General features: G+C 64.3%; 19 protein-coding genes. 6 read left to right on the forward strand and 13 right to left on the reverse strand.

What is annotated here, in order from left to right; all coding sequences use genetic code 11:
• Positions 1-74: 74 nt before the first annotated feature.
• The gene (locus SMA01S_RS12910; protein ID WP_084250285.1) at positions 75-521 is read right to left on the reverse strand and encodes a hypothetical protein; all 447 of its coding nucleotides are present in this window, start codon (positions 519-521) and stop codon (positions 75-77) included.
• Between SMA01S_RS12910 and SMA01S_RS12915 the strand changes: the two genes are divergently transcribed.
• Positions 514-1428: a hypothetical protein gene (locus SMA01S_RS12915; RefSeq protein ID WP_066822617.1), complete on the forward strand. Its 915-nt coding sequence runs from the start codon at positions 514-516 to the stop codon at positions 1426-1428. The two genes, SMA01S_RS12910 and SMA01S_RS12915, sit on opposite strands and share 8 nt — an antisense overlap.
• A 609-nt stretch (positions 1429-2037) precedes the next feature.
• Here the strand turns inward: SMA01S_RS12915 and rplL are convergent.
• The 4 genes from rplL to SMA01S_RS12930 form a co-directional block, all read right to left on the reverse strand.
• On the reverse strand, positions 2038-2421 hold the full coding sequence (rplL, locus tag SMA01S_RS12920; protein WP_066812507.1) for a 50S ribosomal protein L7/L12: 384 nt from the start codon (positions 2419-2421) through the stop codon (positions 2038-2040).
• 112 nt (positions 2422-2533) lie between these two features.
• Positions 2534-3049, reverse strand: coding sequence for a 50S ribosomal protein L10 (gene rplJ / locus SMA01S_RS12925; protein ID WP_066822620.1), 516 nt, complete (start codon positions 3047-3049; stop codon positions 2534-2536).
• A 299-nt stretch (positions 3050-3348) separates the two neighbouring features.
• A complete protein-coding gene (locus SMA01S_RS24205; RefSeq protein WP_084250286.1) occupies positions 3349-4341 on the reverse strand; it encodes a DUF2806 domain-containing protein in 993 nt (330 codons plus the stop codon).
• Positions 4342-4436: 95 nt separating this feature from the next.
• Positions 4437-5279: a hypothetical protein gene (locus SMA01S_RS12930; RefSeq protein WP_157093931.1), complete on the reverse strand. Its 843-nt coding sequence runs from the start codon at positions 5277-5279 to the stop codon at positions 4437-4439.
• A 368-nt stretch (positions 5280-5647) separates the two neighbouring features.
• Here SMA01S_RS12930 and SMA01S_RS12935 point away from each other — a divergent pair, with 368 nt between their 5' ends.
• The 3 genes from SMA01S_RS12935 (at position 5648) to SMA01S_RS12945 (ending at position 6839) form a co-directional block, all read left to right on the forward strand.
• Positions 5648-5887 carry a hypothetical protein gene (locus SMA01S_RS12935; RefSeq protein ID WP_066822626.1) on the forward strand — a complete coding sequence of 80 codons (240 nt, stop codon included), beginning with the start codon at positions 5648-5650 and terminating at the stop codon, positions 5885-5887.
• A 175-nt stretch (positions 5888-6062) separates the two neighbouring features.
• On the forward strand, positions 6063-6377 hold the full coding sequence (locus SMA01S_RS12940; protein ID WP_066822629.1) for an EthD family reductase: 315 nt from the start codon (positions 6063-6065) through the stop codon (positions 6375-6377).
• Between the two features lie 96 nt (positions 6378-6473).
• The gene (locus SMA01S_RS12945) at positions 6474-6839 is read left to right on the forward strand and encodes a nuclear transport factor 2 family protein (protein ID WP_066822640.1); all 366 of its coding nucleotides are present in this window, start codon (positions 6474-6476) and stop codon (positions 6837-6839) included.
• A gap of 33 nt (positions 6840-6872) precedes the next feature.
• Here the strand turns inward: SMA01S_RS12945 and SMA01S_RS12950 are convergent, their stop codons facing one another.
• Positions 6873-7499: a TetR/AcrR family transcriptional regulator gene (locus SMA01S_RS12950; protein ID WP_066822643.1), complete on the reverse strand. Its 627-nt coding sequence runs from the start codon at positions 7497-7499 to the stop codon at positions 6873-6875.
• Between the two features lie 50 nt (positions 7500-7549).
• Here SMA01S_RS12950 and SMA01S_RS12955 point away from each other — a divergent pair, with 50 nt between their 5' ends.
• Entirely contained in the window at positions 7550-8398 is an 849-nt protein-coding gene (locus tag SMA01S_RS12955) for an oxidoreductase (protein ID WP_066822646.1), read from the forward strand.
• A gap of 119 nt (positions 8399-8517) precedes the next feature.
• On the forward strand, positions 8518-9075 hold the full coding sequence (locus SMA01S_RS12960) for a hypothetical protein (RefSeq protein ID WP_066822649.1): 558 nt from the start codon (positions 8518-8520) through the stop codon (positions 9073-9075).
• Between the two features lie 66 nt (positions 9076-9141).
• Here SMA01S_RS12960 and SMA01S_RS12965 read toward each other — a convergent pair whose 3' ends face one another.
• The 7 genes from SMA01S_RS12965 to SMA01S_RS12995 form a co-directional block, all read right to left on the reverse strand.
• Positions 9142-9516: a group III truncated hemoglobin gene (locus tag SMA01S_RS12965; RefSeq protein WP_066822659.1), complete on the reverse strand. Its 375-nt coding sequence runs from the start codon at positions 9514-9516 to the stop codon at positions 9142-9144.
• A 154-nt stretch (positions 9517-9670) separates the two neighbouring features.
• On the reverse strand, positions 9671-12298 hold the full coding sequence (locus SMA01S_RS12970; protein WP_066822661.1) for a TonB-dependent receptor plug domain-containing protein: 2628 nt from the start codon (positions 12296-12298) through the stop codon (positions 9671-9673).
• Positions 12299-12538: 240 nt separating this feature from the next.
• On the reverse strand, positions 12539-13726 hold the full coding sequence (locus tag SMA01S_RS12975) for a pyridoxal phosphate-dependent aminotransferase (protein ID WP_174543136.1): 1188 nt from the start codon (positions 13724-13726) through the stop codon (positions 12539-12541).
• A 52-nt stretch (positions 13727-13778) separates the two neighbouring features.
• A complete protein-coding gene (locus tag SMA01S_RS12980; RefSeq protein ID WP_066822663.1) occupies positions 13779-14609 on the reverse strand; it encodes a sulfite exporter TauE/SafE family protein in 831 nt (276 codons plus the stop codon).
• 162 nt (positions 14610-14771) lie between these two features.
• Positions 14772-15137, reverse strand: a complete 366-nt coding sequence (locus tag SMA01S_RS12985) for a reverse transcriptase-like protein (protein WP_245649270.1) — start codon at positions 15135-15137, stop codon at positions 14772-14774.
• Positions 15134-15685 (reverse strand): pseudouridine synthase, encoded by a 552-nt coding sequence (locus SMA01S_RS12990; RefSeq protein WP_066822668.1) that lies wholly within the window; start codon positions 15683-15685, stop codon positions 15134-15136. The genes SMA01S_RS12985 and SMA01S_RS12990 overlap by 4 nt, the downstream gene beginning before the upstream one ends.
• 269 nt (positions 15686-15954) lie before the next feature.
• Entirely contained in the window at positions 15955-17601 is a 1647-nt protein-coding gene (locus SMA01S_RS12995; RefSeq protein WP_066822671.1) for an NAD(P)/FAD-dependent oxidoreductase, read from the reverse strand.
• Positions 17602-17647 lie beyond the last annotated feature (46 nt).

Genomic DNA, 17647 nt, shown 5'->3' on the forward strand with positions numbered 1-17647 from the left:
TCCGCATCGCTCCACTCCTCGTTCCTCGCCCTGCGCCAAAATCCGCTCCGTCACGGCGGGTCAAACCCACGTCGTCACGCTCTATTGAAGCGCGCGAGCATGTTGCTCGCGGGGGTGGCAGTGCTGCCGGGGATGGGGGCTGCGCAATCGACCAGCAGCGCGCCGCCGCAATCCATTCCCGATCTCGGCGGCTTCAACCTCCCGCCCAAGCCCAAGCCGACTCCCACGCCGCCGCCATCGGGGCCGATCGTCGCGCCGTTCAGTCGGCCGACGCCGATCCCGACCTTCGCGCCGACGCCTACTCCGGCGCCGACGCCCAGCGCGACGGTGACGCCGCCGCCCGTCACGACGACGCGGCCGACCGCGACAGCCACCCCGACCCCGGCGGCGAGATCGACCCCGCGCGCGCCGACGACGGCGCCGCAAGCGGCACCGACACCCGCACCCGCGCCGGTCACGGGGGCAACCCCGGCGCCGGCGCCGGTGGCGAGCGCGACGCCGGAGCCGTCACCGATGCCCACCGCGAGCGCGGCACCCGTCGCCCCGGCTACCGAGCAACCCTCGGGCGGCTGGTCGAGCGGCACGCTGATCGCGATCGGCGTGGCGGTCCTGGCCTTGTTCGCCGGCGGCTGGTTCTTGTTCGGCCGCCGCCGTCGCCGCGAGGAAGAATATTACGAGGAGGAGGTCGCCGCCCCGGTGGCACCGCCGCGTCCACCGGTTGCCCGCGCGCCGGTCCCGGCCCCGGCCCCAGCGCCCGTCCCGGCGCCGATCCCCGAGCCCGCACCCGCGGCGCCGTCCGGCCTGCTCACCGTCCCGCTGCGGCGCATCGCCGAGGGGCTGCAGCCCGCGCCGCAACCGCCCGCGCCGCCGCTCCCCGCCGGCCTGGTCACGGTGCGCGCGCCGCAATCGCCCGCGCGCTCGCTCGAGGCGCTGAAACCCGAGCTCGAGATCGTCCTGATCCCGCAGCGCGCCGGCACCGACCCGTCGATGAGCGCCGCGATCGAATATCGCATCGTCGTCCGCAATACCGGCCGCGGCGATGCCCGCGACGTCCGCTTCGGCATCTACATGACCAGCGCCAGCGCGCGCCAGGCGGCCGATCTGCAGACGATCTTCGCCAATCCGGTCGAGCAACCGGTGGTCGCGCCGTTCGAGATCCACGCCGGCAGCCAGATCGAATTGTCCGGCACCGCGATGCTGCCGCGCGCCAACCTCAACGTCATGACGATCGACGGCAAGCCGTGGTTCGTGCCCGTACTGGCGATGAAGGCCGAATATCGCTGGGGAGAGAATGTCGGCGCCCCCGCCACCGCCACCGCCGCGCACATGATCGGCATCAACCGCGGGGAAGGGGCCAAGCTCGCCCCGTTCCGCCTCGACGGCGAACCGCGCATGCATCCGAAGGTGGCTGAGCGCCGGGTGGCGTAAGCGGGGTTTTGTCCGTCCGCCGGATCGCTCTTATTCTCCCCTCCCCCCTGCGGAAGGGGTTAGGGGAGGGCATGTTCGACACCGAGCATGACAGGCCCTCGCCCAGCCCCGCACCGGGTGAACGATGGCCCGCATCGTTCAGGCCATGCCGGGGGCATGGCCGACCCGGTGCGCGCAAGCGGGAGGGGAGTTATGAAGGTTGGAGCCGTTCGGACTTAAAAATCCTCCCTACGCGCAGCGTGGGGAGGGGGACCGCTCGGCGCAGCCGAGTGGTGGAGGGGCCGCAGCGGCGAAGCCGCGAGGACGGGATGACGATATATCCGCTGGCCGACGAGAGGCGATAAGCCCCTCCCCTTCAGGGGAGGGGTTGGGGTGGGGGCTCTCCACAAGCAATGTTGCCTGCCGCACTCCCCCACCCCCAACCCCTCCCCTGAAGGGGAGGGGCTTGATGAAAAAGAAAAGGGCGGCCCCATCGCTGGGACCGCCCTTTCTTTTTCTGCTGGCCGTCACGGGAGCAAGTCCCGTGACGTCGGACGCGAGCCGAAGCTCGCGCCGGCCGGCCTTGCGGGGATGCGGGCCGCCGAAGCGTCCCGTCTCCCCAACTGCGGCTTACTTCAGCTCGACGGTCGCGCCGGCTTCTTCAAGCTGCTTCTTGACCTTCTCGGCCTCGTCCTTGCTCACGCCTTCCTTGACGGCCTTCGGAGCCGACTCGACCAGCGTCTTCGCCTCGGTCAGGCCGAGACCGGTGATCGCGCGGACCTCCTTGATGACGTTGATCTTCTTGCCGCCGTCGCCGGTCAGGATGACGTCGAATTCGGTCTTGGCTTCTTCGGCCGGAGCGCCGCCACCGGCGCCGCCGGCGGCCGGGCCCGCAACCGCAACCGCGGCGGCGGCGGAAACGCCCCACTTCTCTTCGAGCAGCTTCGAGAGCTCAGCGGCCTCGAGGACGGTCAGTTCGCTCAGCTGGTCAACCAGCGCGTTCAGGTCTGCCATTTGTATTCTCCAAATCTAAAGTTCGTCACCCCAGCGAAAGCTGGGGTATGTCTCAACAAGTGTTCGCCCAGCGGCACGAGACCCCAGCGTTCGCTGGGGTGACGGCCATGGGTTAAGCGGCTTCCTTGGCCCCATAGGCGCCAAACACGCGAGCCAGCTGGCCGGCCGGCGCCTGGGTGATGCTGGCGAGCTTTTGCGCCGGAGCCTGGACCAGGCCGACGATCTTCGCACGCAGTTCATCCAGCGACGGCAGTGTGGCCAGAGCCTTCACGCCTTCGACGTTGAGAGCCGTCGCGCCCATCGCGCCACCAACGATCTCGATCTTGTCGGTCGTCTTGGCGAAGTCGACCACCACCTTGGCGGCGGCGACCGGGTCGATGGAAGTGGCGAGACCGACCGGACCCGTGAGCATATCGCCCAGCGAGAGATAGTCGGTGCCATCCAGCGCGATCTTGGCAAGCTTGTTCTTCGAGACCTTATAGCTGGCACCGGCCTCACGCATCTTCGTCCTGAGCTGCGTCGACTGGGCGACGGTCAGGCCGAGGTTGCGGGTGACGACCACCACGCCGACCTCGGAGAAGGTCTGCTTGAGCTCGGCGACGGCTGCGGCCTTTTGACCACGATCCATGCCATTCTCCACGTTTTGAGCCGCACGCCTGACGACGAACGGCCCGGTTCAAAGCGACCCTGCGGGCGGACCCGCATGGCCAATTCTCCGTCGATGGGGCATGGCGCCGGCCGCTGTCTTCATGGAGAGCGGCAGACCCGACACGGCGAACCGCGAGCGGGCAAATTCCATTCCCCGTCTAGGCAGGACATTAAGCGGGAAACCCGCACCTGCTGTCTCGGACGGCAACGCAGGGGAGGGCCGAAGCCCGCCTGCGAGGGCGCGCCTATACGGGGATTTGGGGGGAAGTCAATGTTGCGCTAGATACTTTCGAAGAGAATAAGTTCGCTTCCGTCCGGTTTAACTATGGCCGCCGCTACGATGTCATCACCGTCTGTTCCTCTAAGGTGATCGTAGATTGCTCTCAGATTCACTTCTGCGTCGGGTTTAGGCAGGATAGTGGCGATTTCTCGGCCCATCCTCGTTAGCTGCGCAACGGTAACAGAGGGCGGGATGTAGAATTTATCGCCACCCTTCAATACGATACGTAATGTTGTGCCATTGCCTACTTGAAGCAAATGGGAAATGCCCTCAATCGGTTTCGTCGGCGGTTTGGCTGTGAAAGATAGGTCGCCAGCATAAAAAAATCCCGCGTCCCTTAGATCAACGATTTTTCTAAGTTGTAGGCCCTCTTCGTATTTTGGGTATATCGCCACGTATTCATTGAATGAATTAGCATAAACCTCGGAAAAGGTGGAGGCTATCTCCTGCGTAAGCTCGCTTACAACTCGGAGCGCTGCTATAGAAAAACTACCGCTCCTTAGTATTTCACCAGATAAAATGCGAGAATATGTTTCTCGAAGACTATCTGATGTAGCATCTTCAGCGTAGCGCTCGAAAATATTTAACCAATCGTCAGAGGGCGGTTTTAGTTCATTATCAGGGTTTTGCACCGATGCCTCTGCCGTCAATCGCGCGGCTTCGACGAATACAGCTGCTTTGTTAGAAAGCTTCCTGTCTAAGTCCTGCAATAGCAAATCACTCGCTGCGGTCCAAATCGCTGGATTAGCTGTTCCGCTCTCAACCGCGAGTTTGGCTACCGCGCTTGATAGCGCAGATCGCGCTGCCGTCATGTCACGTATTTTTTGAGCCTTGCCCTCCGCCCACGCTTCTGGGATTTCGACGAGCTTACCTAAAAGGCGCACGCCGACTAAATGAAGTACAGATTCAACGGTTTTAGGAAGGCCCGACTTAACGCTGGAGGCGATGATCGACCACACGCTATTGCTTTCGTTGTTGGCTTCTGTATCCATACTATAAGAATATATTCGATTGGGCCAATCGAGAGAAGGGTAAATCACGATCCCCCGAAACGGCTTGTATGGCAACGCAGTCCTCGTGCCGCAAGCTACGCAATATGAATCTCGGCGCTGCCAGTTTTTGTTTTCGCTGGGAGCAAGCCCTGCTTTCCTCGCCGCTCTGCGAGGTAATCCACCAACTCAAGCGCAGCGGCCCCGAAAGGAAGAGAAGCAATCAACTTTCTTGAAACACCATAGGCCAGTTGGCGGCTGACTCGCGCGATCTCCGATTGAGTGATGGTCGCCACCTCGGTGAGCAGCGGTTTCAGATTTGCCTCAGTCTTCTTGACCGCATCATCGACCGCCTGCGCCAGCTCGTCGACTTCGCTCTTCGGTCGGCTGCTGCTCAGGGTGTTCATCAGCCCCTTGGAGAACTCCGCGTCGTTACCGTTGTCCTCCGCGTACAGCTCCGCGTCGATGCGGATTCTGCGTACCTGTGCCTGGATCGTCTCGATCGCGTCCGCAACTTCGTTCCCAAAGTAGACGTAGGCCGAATGCCTGAGTAAATCGAGGGCCGTCCACGTTTCTTGAAAGCGATTCAAACGATGCAGCGTGACCTGCGCGCCCGATAGTTTCCGCCACTTGGCATCCTCGAACCCCTTCTTGATGAAGCCGTTTGCCTCAAGGGTTTTGTCGGCCGCCGCGAATTCATGAGCTTCCTTGAGCGGGAAGCGTACAGATGCGATCTCGTCTCTCGCTTGCACAACGCGGGTCAGCACCCTCTCCGCCAGGTCCATGTGGCGTTGTAGAAGCTGCTGACGGCGCCACATCTTCAACGAATTGCCGCCAATATAGGTCGCTACAAGAACCGCCCCCGCGCCAATCGGCGTGCCTACACCGGACAGCATTGAACCTGTCGCAGCCCAATCGAGTGCGGATTGTGTTGTCGTCATGACTAAATGATAATGCCTAATCAAGCTCGGTCCCTCGATCCGCCTTCATCCAATCAGGTGTCAGTTCCGGTAGCCAGCGACATTCGAACCACAATGGACGGTTTTTGAATTTCGCCACCTCACTTCTGGAGTTACGATGACAGTTTACTAAATGCACCAAACTGCCTTGTGCCCACACGCCCAAAGCCCCACATCCTTACCATGACCCCAACGCCCTCCCTTCAACCCGTCGAAGTGCATCCGGGCAGCAGCACCGAGCGCCTCCCCGCCCTGGGCGGGCGCGCAGCCTTTTAGGCGCCTGACCTAGGGCCCCCTCGCGCCGGCGACTGTGCCGGCTCCCTGAACAGAAGCGGCGTTTCCGACGGCCCATGGGCCGCGAGCGCGCGCGTATCGAGGAGGTCATTATGGACCGTTTTGTGGTCGAAGCAGAAAGACGGGTCGTCGGAATCGCTATTCGCGTGCCCGGCGGCTTCAGGTTCGTCGCGTCCGATCCGGAATTTCACTCAGTAGACCGAAAGGTCTTTCGCCGCGCTCGCTTGCTGGTGAGCCGCGTCGCCGAGCTTGGCCGCGCGTTGCGTGCGCGACGGGCTGAGCGCCGCGGACGCTAGGTCACGCACGCATAAGCTGCTGGCGGTAGCTGCAAGGGACCGGCGCGCCATGGGCGGATACTCCCGAGCATGATGCCGCCACCAGCTTCAGCCAAAGTCTGGATGCGCTTTACGCGTCGGCGAGTTAGAGAGGCTCTTCGAACGCTCGGAGAGGCGTTCAGGCAGGAGCCCGACCATGATCAAGATGAGCGTGTATTATCCGGCCGATGGCGGCTCGAAGTTCGATCACGATTATTACCGCACCCGCCACATGCCACTGATCCAGGAACGGCTCGGCGATGCCTGCCTGCGCTACGAGATCGATAAGGGTCTTGGCGGTCGCGACCCTGGAAGCGCGCCGGCGTTCGTCGCGGCGTGCCACGTCTATTCGCCGAGCCTGGAGACATTCCAGGCGGCGTTCGGTCCCCACCGCGCGGAGATTGCGGCGGACGTCGCCAACTATACGGACATCGCGCCCATCGTGCAGATCAGCGAAGTGGTTGGAGAATAGAGGTTTCGGTGCCAATTGAGCGGCGATTGCGGGCCGCATAGTTACAGCGACGTTGCGGCGGCGTGCGCCCGCCTTGCCAGCGAATGGGGATCGAAAATGTCGGAATCGCCTGAACTCGAAATCCTCCATGCCACGATCGAACGGGTCTGGAGCGAGCATGACGACGCGAAGAGGCTCGTGGCGATCGACGATCTGTATCATCGCGACGCGCAGATCTTCGAGCCGGCGCGGGCGGTGACAGGCCATCAGGCAATCTCGGACGTGGTGAAGGGCGTGTTGGCCGACATGCCTCAGGGCTTCAGCTTCAAGGTGTTGCCGGGTGGCCATGGACATCACGGCATCGCCACCGCGCAGTGGACGGGCGGTCCCGGCGATCAGGTCATCGTCAGCGGCGCCGACGTCGCGCGGATTGCGGACGGGAAAGTGATCGAACACTATTTCTTCTTCGACGCGGCGGACTGAGCGCTGCGTCGGACAGCCCGTCCGATCCGCGGCTCAGGAGTCGTGACCATCGGATAGCCGCCGGTCGGTAAAGCCGAGCAACAACGTGCTCGCGACCTGTAGCGCGTTCGAGGCGAGTGCCTCGTCGGCAAGTTCGCCGGACGTCCAGAAAGACAGCACGCCGCGAAAGCCGAACGCGAGTTGCCGTGGTAACTCGCGCAGTGCCTCTTCCTGCCGGCTCGCGATCAAACCCTCGCCATCACCCAGCGCCAGCCGCCATAAGGCTGTGGAATGTGCTAGGGCCTTTCCCGGGACAGGGCCGGCAGTGCCGATCCACCCCATCACTGCCCGATTGACCCTCGGCTCCTCCAGCATTCCCGCCGCCGCGATGCCGATCGCGAGCAGCACGCGGTCGACGGCGTTCGGGAGCGGTGGCTGTTCGGCAAAGCGCTTCGCCATCATGTCTATGCGCCGTTCCCCTAGGGCGTGCATGATCGCGGCCTTACTCCCGAACTGGTTGAACGGCGTCGCAAAGCTGACTCCGGCCTCGGCCGCGAGGTCCCGCATCGAGAAATCGGCCTTACCCTCGCGGAGCAGGCGCTCCGCTGCGTCGATCACGCGCTGGCGAAGCGGTTCGCCCCGCGTGGCGGTGGAAGAAGGTTGGGTCTTGTCGCTCGCCATCTCACTATCTATATCATGATATAGTTATAAACTCAGCCTGGAGTTAGACCATGGCGGCTGCCTTGCCCAAGATTTTCCTCATTACCGGTGTCAGTTCGGGTCTCGGGCGTGCATTCGCCGCAGGCGCGCTCGACGCGGGCCATCGCGTGATCGGCACCGTGCGGCGGGACAGCGACGCCGAAGCCTTTGCCGCGCTTGCTCCCGATCGCGCCCATCCGCTGGTGCTCGACGTGACCGATTTCGACGCGATCCCGGCGGCGGTGACATATGCCGAACAGAATGTCGGTCCGATCGACGTGCTGGTGAACAATGCCGGCTATGGTCACGAAGGGGTATTGGAGGAAGCCTCCATGCACGACCTCCAGCGCCAGTTCGCGGCCAATGTGTTCGGTCCGGTCGCGATGACGAAGGCGGTGCTGCCGGGCATGCGCGCGCGGCGTCGCGGTCATATCGTCAACGTCACGTCGATGGGCGGCTTTATCACCATGCCCGGCATCAGTTTCTATTGCGGCAGCAAGTTCGCGCTCGAGGGCATTTCCGAAGCGCTGGGCAAGGAAGTGGCGGCTTTCGGAATCCGGGTGACGGCACTCGCTCCGGGCCAATTCCGCACCGATTGGGCCGGACGGTCGATGGATCGCACGCCCCGCAGCATCGCCGATTACGATGCGGTCATGGATCCGATTCGCGCCGCGCGACAAGCCAAGAGCGGCAATCAGCCGGGCGATCCGTCCAGGGCGGCGCAAGCGCTGCTGGCATTGATCGAAGCGCCGAACCCGCCGGTGCGGCTGTTCCTGGGCGAAGACGCATTGGGGCTGGTCGAACAGAAGCTTGACCAGATGAAGGCCGAAATCGCCGCCTGGGATGCACTCTCTCGCTCCACCAGTTTCACGTCCTCCTGAAGTCCTTCAATCCCAGGCGCCCTCCCCGCGAGGCACCGAAGACACGCCATCGGAGCTCCGAGGCTCCGGGGCCGGTCGCGTGCCCATCCACTTATCATTCGCATGGAAAGAAACCCGTCATGACCATGACTGCCGATATCTCGACTTTGAACCGCAACGGGCTCACCGGCTATTATGCCATCCGAGCTCTCGTATCGATCTTGTGGGTCGCCCTGGCGTTCACCATCGGCAAGGCGCATCCGCCGCTCGGCGTCGCGCTGATCATCGCCTATCCCGCATGGGACAGCCTCGCCAACTACGTGGATGCGCGCAGCAACGGCGGCCTTCGCGCCAATCCTACCCAGACGCTGAATGTTGTCGTTAGCGCGATCGTCACGCTCGTGGTCGCGGTTGCGGCCGCTCGCGATTTCCACGCCGTGATCGCCGTCATCGGCATTTGGGCAGCGCTCGCCGGTATACTTCAATTGACCACTGCCGTTCGTCGCTGGCGTATCGCGGGCGCACAATGGCCGATGATCCTGAGCGGCGGGCAATCCGCACTTGCTGGCGCAATCTTCGTGAAGAAAGCGACCGATGCCACCGCGAGCCTGAGCGTCGCGGACGTCGCGCCCTATGCGGCTTTCGGCGCCTTCTACTTCGCCATCTCCGCGGCGATCCTCTTCTTGAAGCGACGATGAGAGCCAGGGGCCGCCGGCATCGGAGGTCGCGATATCATTGCGCTCTTCCGGGCGCCGGAGCCGCGATCAAGCGGCGTTCCGGTCCCGGTAGAACTGGACTCCCAGCTGCAGGCTTTCGGCAATGCGGTCCGCCTTTTCCTGGAACGTGGCGGCCGCCTCGGGCGCGAGCAGGTCGGCGCTGGTCTGGCGCCACAAATCGAGCCAGCGCGCAAAATTTTCCGGCGTCATATGGGGCTCGTGGCGGACATGGGCGACCATCGGCTGGCCCTTGTAGCGGCCGCTGGTCAGCAGCACCGACGACCAGAACGCCTGGAGCTTGGCGAGGTGATGCGGCCAATCCTCGATCGCGCCGTTGAAAATCGGGCCGAGCACAGCATCCTCGCGGATGCGCGCATAGAAAGCGGGGACGAGTTTCGCGATGTCGTCTTCGGTGATCTGCATGGCCTTGAGTTAGTCCGGCCGGGCCGAATTGCGACTCCGTTTCTCCCGCATTGGGCATCCGTCTCCCCGACGGCGCCAGAACGGGGAGGGGGCTTGGCGGTTGCGCCGCGGAATCCAATGAGCCGTCCGGCACCCCGGACGGCTCATCCTCCCCTCAGAACTTCACCGACACCTTGCCGTAATAATACCCGCCGTTGATCCCATAAGGCGAGAAGGTCAGCGGCGCGTCGATCACGTTGCCGCCATTCACCAGCGTGTAGCTGGTCGTTCCCGGCACCAGGGCGACGGTCGGCGGCTTCTTGTTGAACACATTGTTGGCGCCGATCGTCAGCGTGACCGTGTGGGCGATCGTATAGCTGGCGTCGAGATCGACGATGAACGCGGTGCCGATGTCCTGTTTGTAATAAGTGCCGCCATCGGGCGAGGCATAGGACGTGCTCTTGCCGAACAGGGTCCCGCGCAACGTCGATGAAAAGGCGCCGAGCGTGTACGCGGCCGATCCGACGATCTTCACCTTGGGCGATGCGGTTTCCAGATTGGAGATCGCCGTTTTGTCGAACAAGGCGATCGGCGCCGTGCCGCCGGGGGGCGTGAGCTGGGTCGGGGCGAGCCCGATCCGCGTGGCCTTGGTTTCGTTATAGGTCCCGGAGATCGTCCAATCGACCTTGCCGGCATCGCCGAAGTCGGAGAGGTAGGTCACCACGACATCGACGCCGCGCGTCCGCGTGTCCGCGCCGTTGGTGAAGATGTTGATGCCGGTCTGGCTCACCGTCGGGTCGAGCACGTTGCCGTTGGCGATGATCGCTTGCGTCACCACCGGGAAGTTGACCGCGCCGCCGCTGCCGAAGATCGACCCGGTGCCGAGAATGCGGTCGCGGATCTTCACTTGATAGGCGTCGAGCGTGACGAGCAGCTTCGGCGCCGGCCTGAACACGAAGCCCAGGCTGTAATTGGTCGATTTCTCCGGCCGGAGGTTGCTGAACCCGAGCAATTTGGCGGCGGCCGAATTGGCGGGAAGCTGGACGAAGGCCGAGGACGGCGAGACGTTGGTCGCCGAATAATAGCTTTCGGCCAGGGTCGGCGCGCGGAAGCCGGTCGACACCGTGCCGCGGATCGCCACCGCCGGGCTGAAATCGTACCGCCCCGTCGCTTTCCAGGTCCAGGTCGAGCCGAAGTCCGAATAATTCTCGTAACGGAGCGCGGCATCGAGCTTCAGCCCGTCGACCGGCTCGGCCGACAGATCGAGATAGCCCGCCCAATTGTGGCGGCTATGGCTTCCCGCGTCGGACGGCCGGAAACCGGGATAGGATTGCCCGCCTTCCTTGTAGATCGATGCCGGATCGCCCGAGCCGATCTCATAGATGTTCTTGCGATATTCGCCGCCGAACGCGACGTTGAGCGGATCGGCCAGGCCGAGATCGACGTCCTTGGAGAAATCGGCGTTGACCGTCCATTCGGTCGCCTTGAACAGGCCATCGTAAAAGTCGGTCGGCGTGAAATGGGTGTCGATGAACAGCGAGCGATTGGCCGAATCGAGCGTGTAGATCAGGTTCTTGTCCTGCCCATAGGTCGCGCTGAGGTCCCAGCGGAAGCCGTTGAGATCGCCCTTGATGCCGCCGGTCACCGAATAATCGTCCTCGCGGATACCCTCGCGCGGGCTGAAGCCGTTGGGCGGCGTGTCGCCGTCGGGATCATAGACGATCGAGCCCGGCGCGGCGAGCGTGCCGCCGACGCCGAGCACCGGCGAGGCGATGATACGATCGGGCACGCGAAGATTCTCGTACGCGGAGGCGATGCGCTTCGAATAGCTGCCGAAGCTGTAGACCTCGACGTCGCCGAAATCGTAGCCGGCATTGTATTGCAAATTGGTCAGGTGCGAGCGCGCGTCGCCGTTGATCCGGTTGACATAGGGGAAGCCGGGAATGCCGGCATAAAGCGCTTGCTGCGCCGCCGAGAGGTTGGTGCGCAGCACGCCATTGGAGTCGGTCACGCGGCGATCCAGGCCGCCGACCTGGCTGAAGGCGTGGAAGCGGTGGAAGAAGGTGAGGTCGAGAAAGCCGTTCTCGCCGATCTTGGTGCCCATGGTGAAGCTGCCGGCCCAGGTTTCGCCGCCGGTATCGTAATAGGAGCCGCCGGTGGCGATCGCCTCGCCGCCGCTCGTATCGTCTTTCAGGATGATGTTGATGACGCCGGCGATCGCGTCCGACCCATATTGCGCGGCGGCGCCCTGTTCGAGCACTTCGATGCGCTTGACCGACGCGGGGGTGATGAGGTCGAGGTCGGGCGCTGCTGCTCCCTGATAGGGTCCGCCGAGGACGGCGAGGTTGGCGGTGCCATGCCGCCGCTTGCCGTTGACCAGCACCAATGTGTGATTGGGGCTGAGGCCGCGAAGCCGCGCCGACAGCGTGAGGTTGGCGGTGTCGCCGCCGAACGCCTGGGCGTTGAACGAGGGGACGAGCTGGGTCAGCACCTGGTTGAGGTTGGGCTGACCAACGCGGCTGAGCGTTGCCGCGTCGAGGACCTTGATCGGGGCGGAGCTTTCCGCCGCCGTGGTGCCGACGACGCGGGTGCCGGTGACGATGATCTCGTCGCTGCCCTGGGTGCTCGCGACCGACGCTGCGGGAAGCGTGCTTGCCTGGGGATCGTCGGGTGCGGCCGCGGGTGGCGCGCTCGTTGCCTTGTCGGCCGCCTTGTCGGCGGCGCCGTCAGTCGTTTCGGCATGTGCCCCGGCCGCCCACAAAGTGCCCAGCGCAAGTGCCGCAATCGATACCGTTCTTTTCATCGTGAAGGCCCCTTTCAACAGAAAGCCTTCAGACACCCCTCCCGCTCAGTGCCGTTCGCGGAGCCGCGGCGGACATTGCTTGTCCTGGCTCGCCGCAATGCGAACGGATTGGCTGCCTTGCCCCCAGGGGTGCGGCAGCGGGTGATGTGGAAAATGCGACAGGGCGCGCGGCCGCGTTGGACGCGGGGGAGCCGCGGCCCTGTCGTTCAACCAGTGTAAGGAACGGCGTGAGCCGCATCGTCAGGCGGTCCAGACCTTGTCCAGCGCGGTGCAGAAAGCGGTCATGTCGGCCATCGATCCGACGGTGACGCGCGACACGGTCGGCCAGATCGGCCAGGAGCGACCGATCTCCACGCTCTGCGTCCGGAACGCGGCCTGCATGTCCTTGGCCGGCTTGGTCTTCCAGTCGATCATGAACATGTTCGCCTCGGTCGGCGCGACCTTCAGCCCGCGTTTCTTGACGTGATCGACGGCGAAGGCGCGCGCCGCCTGCATCTGGGCGCGGCGTTGCGCGATCAGCGGCGCGGCGGTGAGACTGGCGGTGGCGCAGACCAGCGACGGCAGCGGCAGAGCGCCTGACTGCATGCCGCCGTCATAGCGCATCATCTTGGTGATATTGGCCGGCTGGGTCATGATATAGCCCATGCGCATCCCGGCCATGCCGAAGATCTTCGAGAAGGTCCGCATGACGATCACGTCGGGATATTTGACCGCGAAGGGCGACGCCACCGGTACGCCCGCGAAATGCGTATAGGCTTCGTCGATCAGCACCATCGATCCGGCCGGCTTGTTCTGGATCAGCCATTCGATGTCGGCGAGTGGCGTGATCGTCCCGGTCGGGTTGTTGGGGGTACAGATATAATAGAGCCCGGCATTGGGATCGGCCGCCAGCATCGCCTTCACGTCGTGCCGGAAATCGGGGGTGAGCGGCACCGCCTTGACCGGCGCGCCGAGCCAGGTCGCGGTGCGCCCGGCGAGTTCGAAGGTCGGATCGGCGGTGACCAGGCCCTTGGTCGGCGAGCAATAGGTCACCACTGCGCGCGACAGCGGATCGCTCGATCCGGGCCAGGGGGCGACATGGTCGAATGGCACGCCTTCCACCGACATCACCGCCTTGATGAAATCGCTGCGTTCGTCGTGCGGGGAATAGCGATTGCCTTGCGAGATCATCTTCGCCGCCGCCGCCTGGCCGGGCGCGAGCGGTCCGGTCCAGCATTCGTTGGCGCCGATCCGTGTCTTGGCGCTGGGGGCGGGATCGGGCACGCCGGCCGATGCCCAGGCGGGCCGCCCGCTTGCCGCCGCCATGGCGCCGACGCCGAAGATCGCGGCGATGCGGGCAAGGTCGCGGCGGGCATAGCCGCGGCTGAGCAGGTCGTCTGCCGACTCCTCGTTCAAAACGGTGTCGATGACGCTTTCACGGTCGATCATTCTGTCTGTCTCCCTGTTCGCTTTGGTCGGTCCCATCGACCAGTCGCTGGCCCTAGAATTTCATCGCGTTCCTCAGCATCACGAGCGAAATGACGATGAGGTAGAGGCCGAACACGCGCTTGAGCGGTCCGGCCGGCAAGCTATGCGCGGCGGCCACGCCGAGTGGCGCCGTCAGCACTGACATCGAGGCGATGACGACCGTCGCCGGCAGGTTGACATAGCCGAGCGATCCCCAGGGCAGGCCCGGCTGGCGGAAACCGATAATCGCGAACCCGATCGCGCTGGGGATCGCGATCAGCGCGCCGATGCCCGATGCGGTCGCGATCGCGCGATGGATCGATCGGCCATGCAGGGTCATCACCATGATCGCGATCGTGCCGCCGCCGATCCCCAGTAGTGACGAAAAGGTACCGAGCCCGCCGGCAATCGCGACGCGCGGTGCCAGGCCCGGCATCGAGTCCGAGATGACGTGATCGCTGAAGCGCGGCACCAGGAAGTTGAGCGACATGAGCAGCACGCCGACGGCAAAGATCAACAGCAGCACATGCCCGTCGACATGGCCGGCAAGGATGACGCCGACGGCATCGCCGAAGATCAGCCACGGTGCCCAGGCTCGCAAAATCTCGAATTCGACCGCGCCGCGCTTGGCATGCGATCGCAGCGACCTCAGCGATGTCAGAATGATCGTCGCGGCCGAGGTGCCGATGGCGACATGCGCAAATTGATGCTTGTCGCCGCCCAATAGCGGCAGAACCAGCATCAGCGCCGGTACGACGACAAACCCCCCACCGATGCCGAAAATGCCGGCGGCAAACCCGGCGACCAGTCCAGCGCATAGCAGCGCGATCAATGGAATTAGCCAAACGCCTTGCGAAGCAGTCAAGAGCCAGCCTCCCTGTTGGGTGAGGTCTCTCCTGCGAGACGGGGCTTGTCGCCGCCCTGTCGATTCGTAAGCTGCGCAAGCGATCGAACATTTGCAACAACAAAATAGGGCGGCGACGTTTTTCGTAACTAATTTACTTAAATAAAGGGCTTTAGTCGCCGATCACCGCTCGTGCAGTCGGGCAAGCGCGACGCCGGCCAGGTTTTGCGACCGCTTCACGTGACGGATGCGCAGCCTGCCGGAACCCGGTCGCAATGCGGCGAGGGCCTGGCGGTGATGCATGTGATCGCTCGGGCATCTGACCGTGCCACTGGCCTGACCGACGACCGCCAGCGAGTCCCCCAGGAACACCGCTTCCTGGAGCCCAAGGTCGGCGGCCAGCTCCACCGCGTGCAACAACGCCAGCCATTCGGCATCCATCGCCGAGCCCGGCCCCAATCCCTGCCGCACATAATCCCGCCCGTGCACGACCACCGCGGTCTCCATTCCCGTCGCCGGCCGCCAGCCGCCGTCGAAGAATATCTTCACACGTCCAGCGATCGCCATTCCCCCGGCGCGACGCCGTCGAGCGACCAGTCGCCGATGCTCCACCGCACCAGCCGGAGCGTCGGGTGGCCGACCGCCGCCGTCATGCGGCGGACTTGGCGATTGCGGCCCTCGCGGATCGTCAGCCGGATCCAGCCGTCGGGTATGTTCTTGCGGAAGCGGATCGGTGGGTCGCGCGGCCACAGGTCGGGAGCGGGGATGCGCTCGGCCTCCGCCGGCCGGGTGGTGCCGTCCTTCAACCGCACGCCGCTTCGCAAGGCCGCCAGCGCGTCGTCGGTCACCTCGCCCTCGAGCTGGGCGAGATAGGTCTTGGCGGTCTTGAACTTGGGGTCGGCGATCCGCGACTGCAGCCGGCCGTCATCGGTCAGCAACAACAGTCCCTCGCTGTCGAGGTCGAGCCGCCCGGCCGGATAGACGCCCGGCGTGTCGACGAAACCCGACAGGGTAGGGCGCGTCGATCCCTCGGTGCCGCGGTCGGTGAACTGGCAGAGCACGCCATAGGGTTTGTTGAACAGGATCAGGCGCGCCATGCGCCGGCTTTGATCCAGGTTAGTCCAATATTCAATGTTCGGAATTGGCGAGGTGGTCGCAAAGTGTTCCTCCGGAAGAGGAAACCTAGGGTAATCAGGTACTTCGCGGCCATGGTTTCGCCTAGTTCCCAGCCGTCACCCCGGCCTGGTGCCGGGGTCCAAGGTGCCTCCGGTCCAGGCTCTCGAACCTCTTGCTCTACGCCTGCCTATCGTTGGACCCCGGGACAAGCCCGGGGTGACGGAGTGGAGATGGCGGGCGTGGATCGGACCTAGGCCGCGACCACCCCTATGACTTCAGCTCGCTCGCCACCAAGGCTCAACGCCACCGCCTCGGCGACCTTGATGCCGTCGACCGCCGCCGACAGGATCCCGCCGGCATAGCCAGCGCCTTCGCCCGCCGGGAACAGGCCAGCGGTGTTGAGGCTCTGGAAATCCTTGCCGCGGGTGAAGCGGACGGGGGAGGAGGTGCGCGTCTCGACCCCGGTCATGATCACGTCGGGATGGTCGTAACCGGGGATCTGGCGGCCGAATACCGGGATCGCCTCGCGCATCGCCTCCACCGCGAAATCGGGCAGGCATTGGCTGAGGTCGGTGAGCTGCACGCCAGGGCGATAGGAGGGAAGCACCTCGCCGAATTCGGCCGATGGCCTGCCTTCCAGGAAATCGCCGAGCTTCTGTGCCGGTGCCTTGTAGTTGGAGCCGCCCGCGACGAACGCGCGTTCCTCCCAATGCCGCTGCAGCGCGATTCCGGCGAGCGGGTCGCCGGGATAGTCGCGTTCGGGATCGATCGCGACGACGAAGCCCGAATTGGCGTTGCGCTCGTTGCGCGAATATTGGCTCATGCCGTTGGTCGCGACGCGTCCCTCTTCGGACGTCGCGGCCACCACGGTGCCGCCCGGGCACATGCAGAAGCTGTAGACGGTGCGCCCGTTCGAGGCATGGTGCGATATGTGATATTCGGCCGCGCCCAATATCTTGTTGCCGGCGAACTTGCCGAACCGCGCCTGGTCGATCCACGATTGCGGATGCTCGATCCGCACGCCCATCGAGAAGGGCTTGGCCTCGACGAACACGCCTGCCGTCTGGAGCATCGTGAAGGTGTCGCGTGCGCTGTGGCCGATCGCCAACACGACATGGTCGGCCTCGAGATACTCACCATCGTGCAAATGAAGCCCACGGATATGGCGCTGGCCGGTCGCGTCGGTGGCGATGTCGACGCCGTCGACGCGGGTGCCGAAGCGATACTCGCCGCCCAGCTGCTCGATCGTCGCGCGGATGCTCTCGACCATCGTCACCAGGCGGAACGTGCCGATATGCGGATGCGCCTCGGTCAGGATTTCCTCGGGTGCGCCGGCCTTGACGAACTCGGTCAACACCTTGCGGTCGAGGTGACGGCGGTCCTTGATCCGGCTGTAGAGCTTGCCGTCGGAAAAGGTGCCCGCGCCGCCTTCGCCGAACTGGACGTTGCTTTCGGGGTTGAGCACGCTCCGGCGCCACAGGCCCCAGGTGTCCTTGGTCCGCTCACGCACGACCTTGCCGCGTTCGAGAATGATCGGGCGGAAACCCATCTGCGCGAGCACAAAGGCGGCGAGCAGACCGCACGGGCCGGTGCCGATGACGACGGGACGCAAGCCCTTGCCGGTGGCGCGCGCAATCGGGCGGTAGTCGGTGTCGGGCGCTGGCCTGACATTGCGGTCCTCGGCGAAGCGCGCGAGCAAAGCCGCTTCGTCGGCGACTGCCAGGTCGATCGCATAGATCAGCATGATCGCGTTCTTGCGCCGCGCATCGTTGCCGCGCCGCGCGACCTCGAAGCTCAGCAATTCGTCTGCGGCGATCCCCAGCCGCGCGCAGATCGCGGCGGGAAGTGCTTCGTCGGAATGGTCGAGCGGCAGGGCAAGGTCGGTCAGGCGGATCATCGGACCGCTCTAGGGTCGTTTTGGCTCAGGTTGAACCATGAAACCG

The sequence above is a fragment of the Sphingomonas mali NBRC 15500 genome (assembly GCF_001598415.1).
Classification (GTDB): domain Bacteria; phylum Pseudomonadota; class Alphaproteobacteria; order Sphingomonadales; family Sphingomonadaceae; genus Sphingomonas; species Sphingomonas mali.

Bases quoted from the DNA above. Each gene is read 5' to 3' on its own strand.
- SMA01S_RS12950 (WP_066822643.1), bottom strand. From the start codon at position 7,499: ATGGCGAGCGACAAGACCCAACCTTCTTCCACCGCCACGCGGGGCGAA.
- SMA01S_RS12960 (WP_066822649.1), top strand. From the start codon at position 8,518: ATGACCATGACTGCCGATATCTCGACTTTGAACCGCAACGGGCTCACC.
- SMA01S_RS12955 (WP_066822646.1), top strand. From the start codon at position 7,550: ATGGCGGCTGCCTTGCCCAAGATTTTCCTCATTACCGGTGTCAGTTCG.
- rplL (WP_066812507.1), bottom strand. From the start codon at position 2,421: ATGGCAGACCTGAACGCGCTGGTTGACCAGCTGAGCGAACTGACCGTC.
- SMA01S_RS12915 (WP_066822617.1), top strand. From the start codon at position 514: ATGCCCACCGCGAGCGCGGCACCCGTCGCCCCGGCTACCGAGCAACCC.
- SMA01S_RS12930 (WP_157093931.1), bottom strand. From the start codon at position 5,279: ATGACGACAACACAATCCGCACTCGATTGGGCTGCGACAGGTTCAATG.
- SMA01S_RS12935 (WP_066822626.1), top strand. From the start codon at position 5,648: ATGGGCCGCGAGCGCGCGCGTATCGAGGAGGTCATTATGGACCGTTTT.
- SMA01S_RS12995 (WP_066822671.1), bottom strand. From the start codon at position 17,601: ATGATCCGCCTGACCGACCTTGCCCTGCCGCTCGACCATTCCGACGAA.
- rplJ (WP_066822620.1), bottom strand. From the start codon at position 3,049: ATGGATCGTGGTCAAAAGGCCGCAGCCGTCGCCGAGCTCAAGCAGACC.
- SMA01S_RS12945 (WP_066822640.1), top strand. From the start codon at position 6,474: ATGTCGGAATCGCCTGAACTCGAAATCCTCCATGCCACGATCGAACGG.
- SMA01S_RS12965 (WP_066822659.1), bottom strand. From the start codon at position 9,516: ATGCAGATCACCGAAGACGACATCGCGAAACTCGTCCCCGCTTTCTAT.
- SMA01S_RS12970 (WP_066822661.1), bottom strand. From the start codon at position 12,298: ATGAAAAGAACGGTATCGATTGCGGCACTTGCGCTGGGCACTTTGTGG.
- SMA01S_RS24205 (WP_084250286.1), bottom strand. From the start codon at position 4,341: ATGGATACAGAAGCCAACAACGAAAGCAATAGCGTGTGGTCGATCATC.
- SMA01S_RS12940 (WP_066822629.1), top strand. From the start codon at position 6,063: ATGATCAAGATGAGCGTGTATTATCCGGCCGATGGCGGCTCGAAGTTC.
- SMA01S_RS12990 (WP_066822668.1), bottom strand. From the start codon at position 15,685: ATGGCGCGCCTGATCCTGTTCAACAAACCCTATGGCGTGCTCTGCCAG.
- SMA01S_RS12975 (WP_174543136.1), bottom strand. From the start codon at position 13,726: ATGATCGACCGTGAAAGCGTCATCGACACCGTTTTGAACGAGGAGTCG.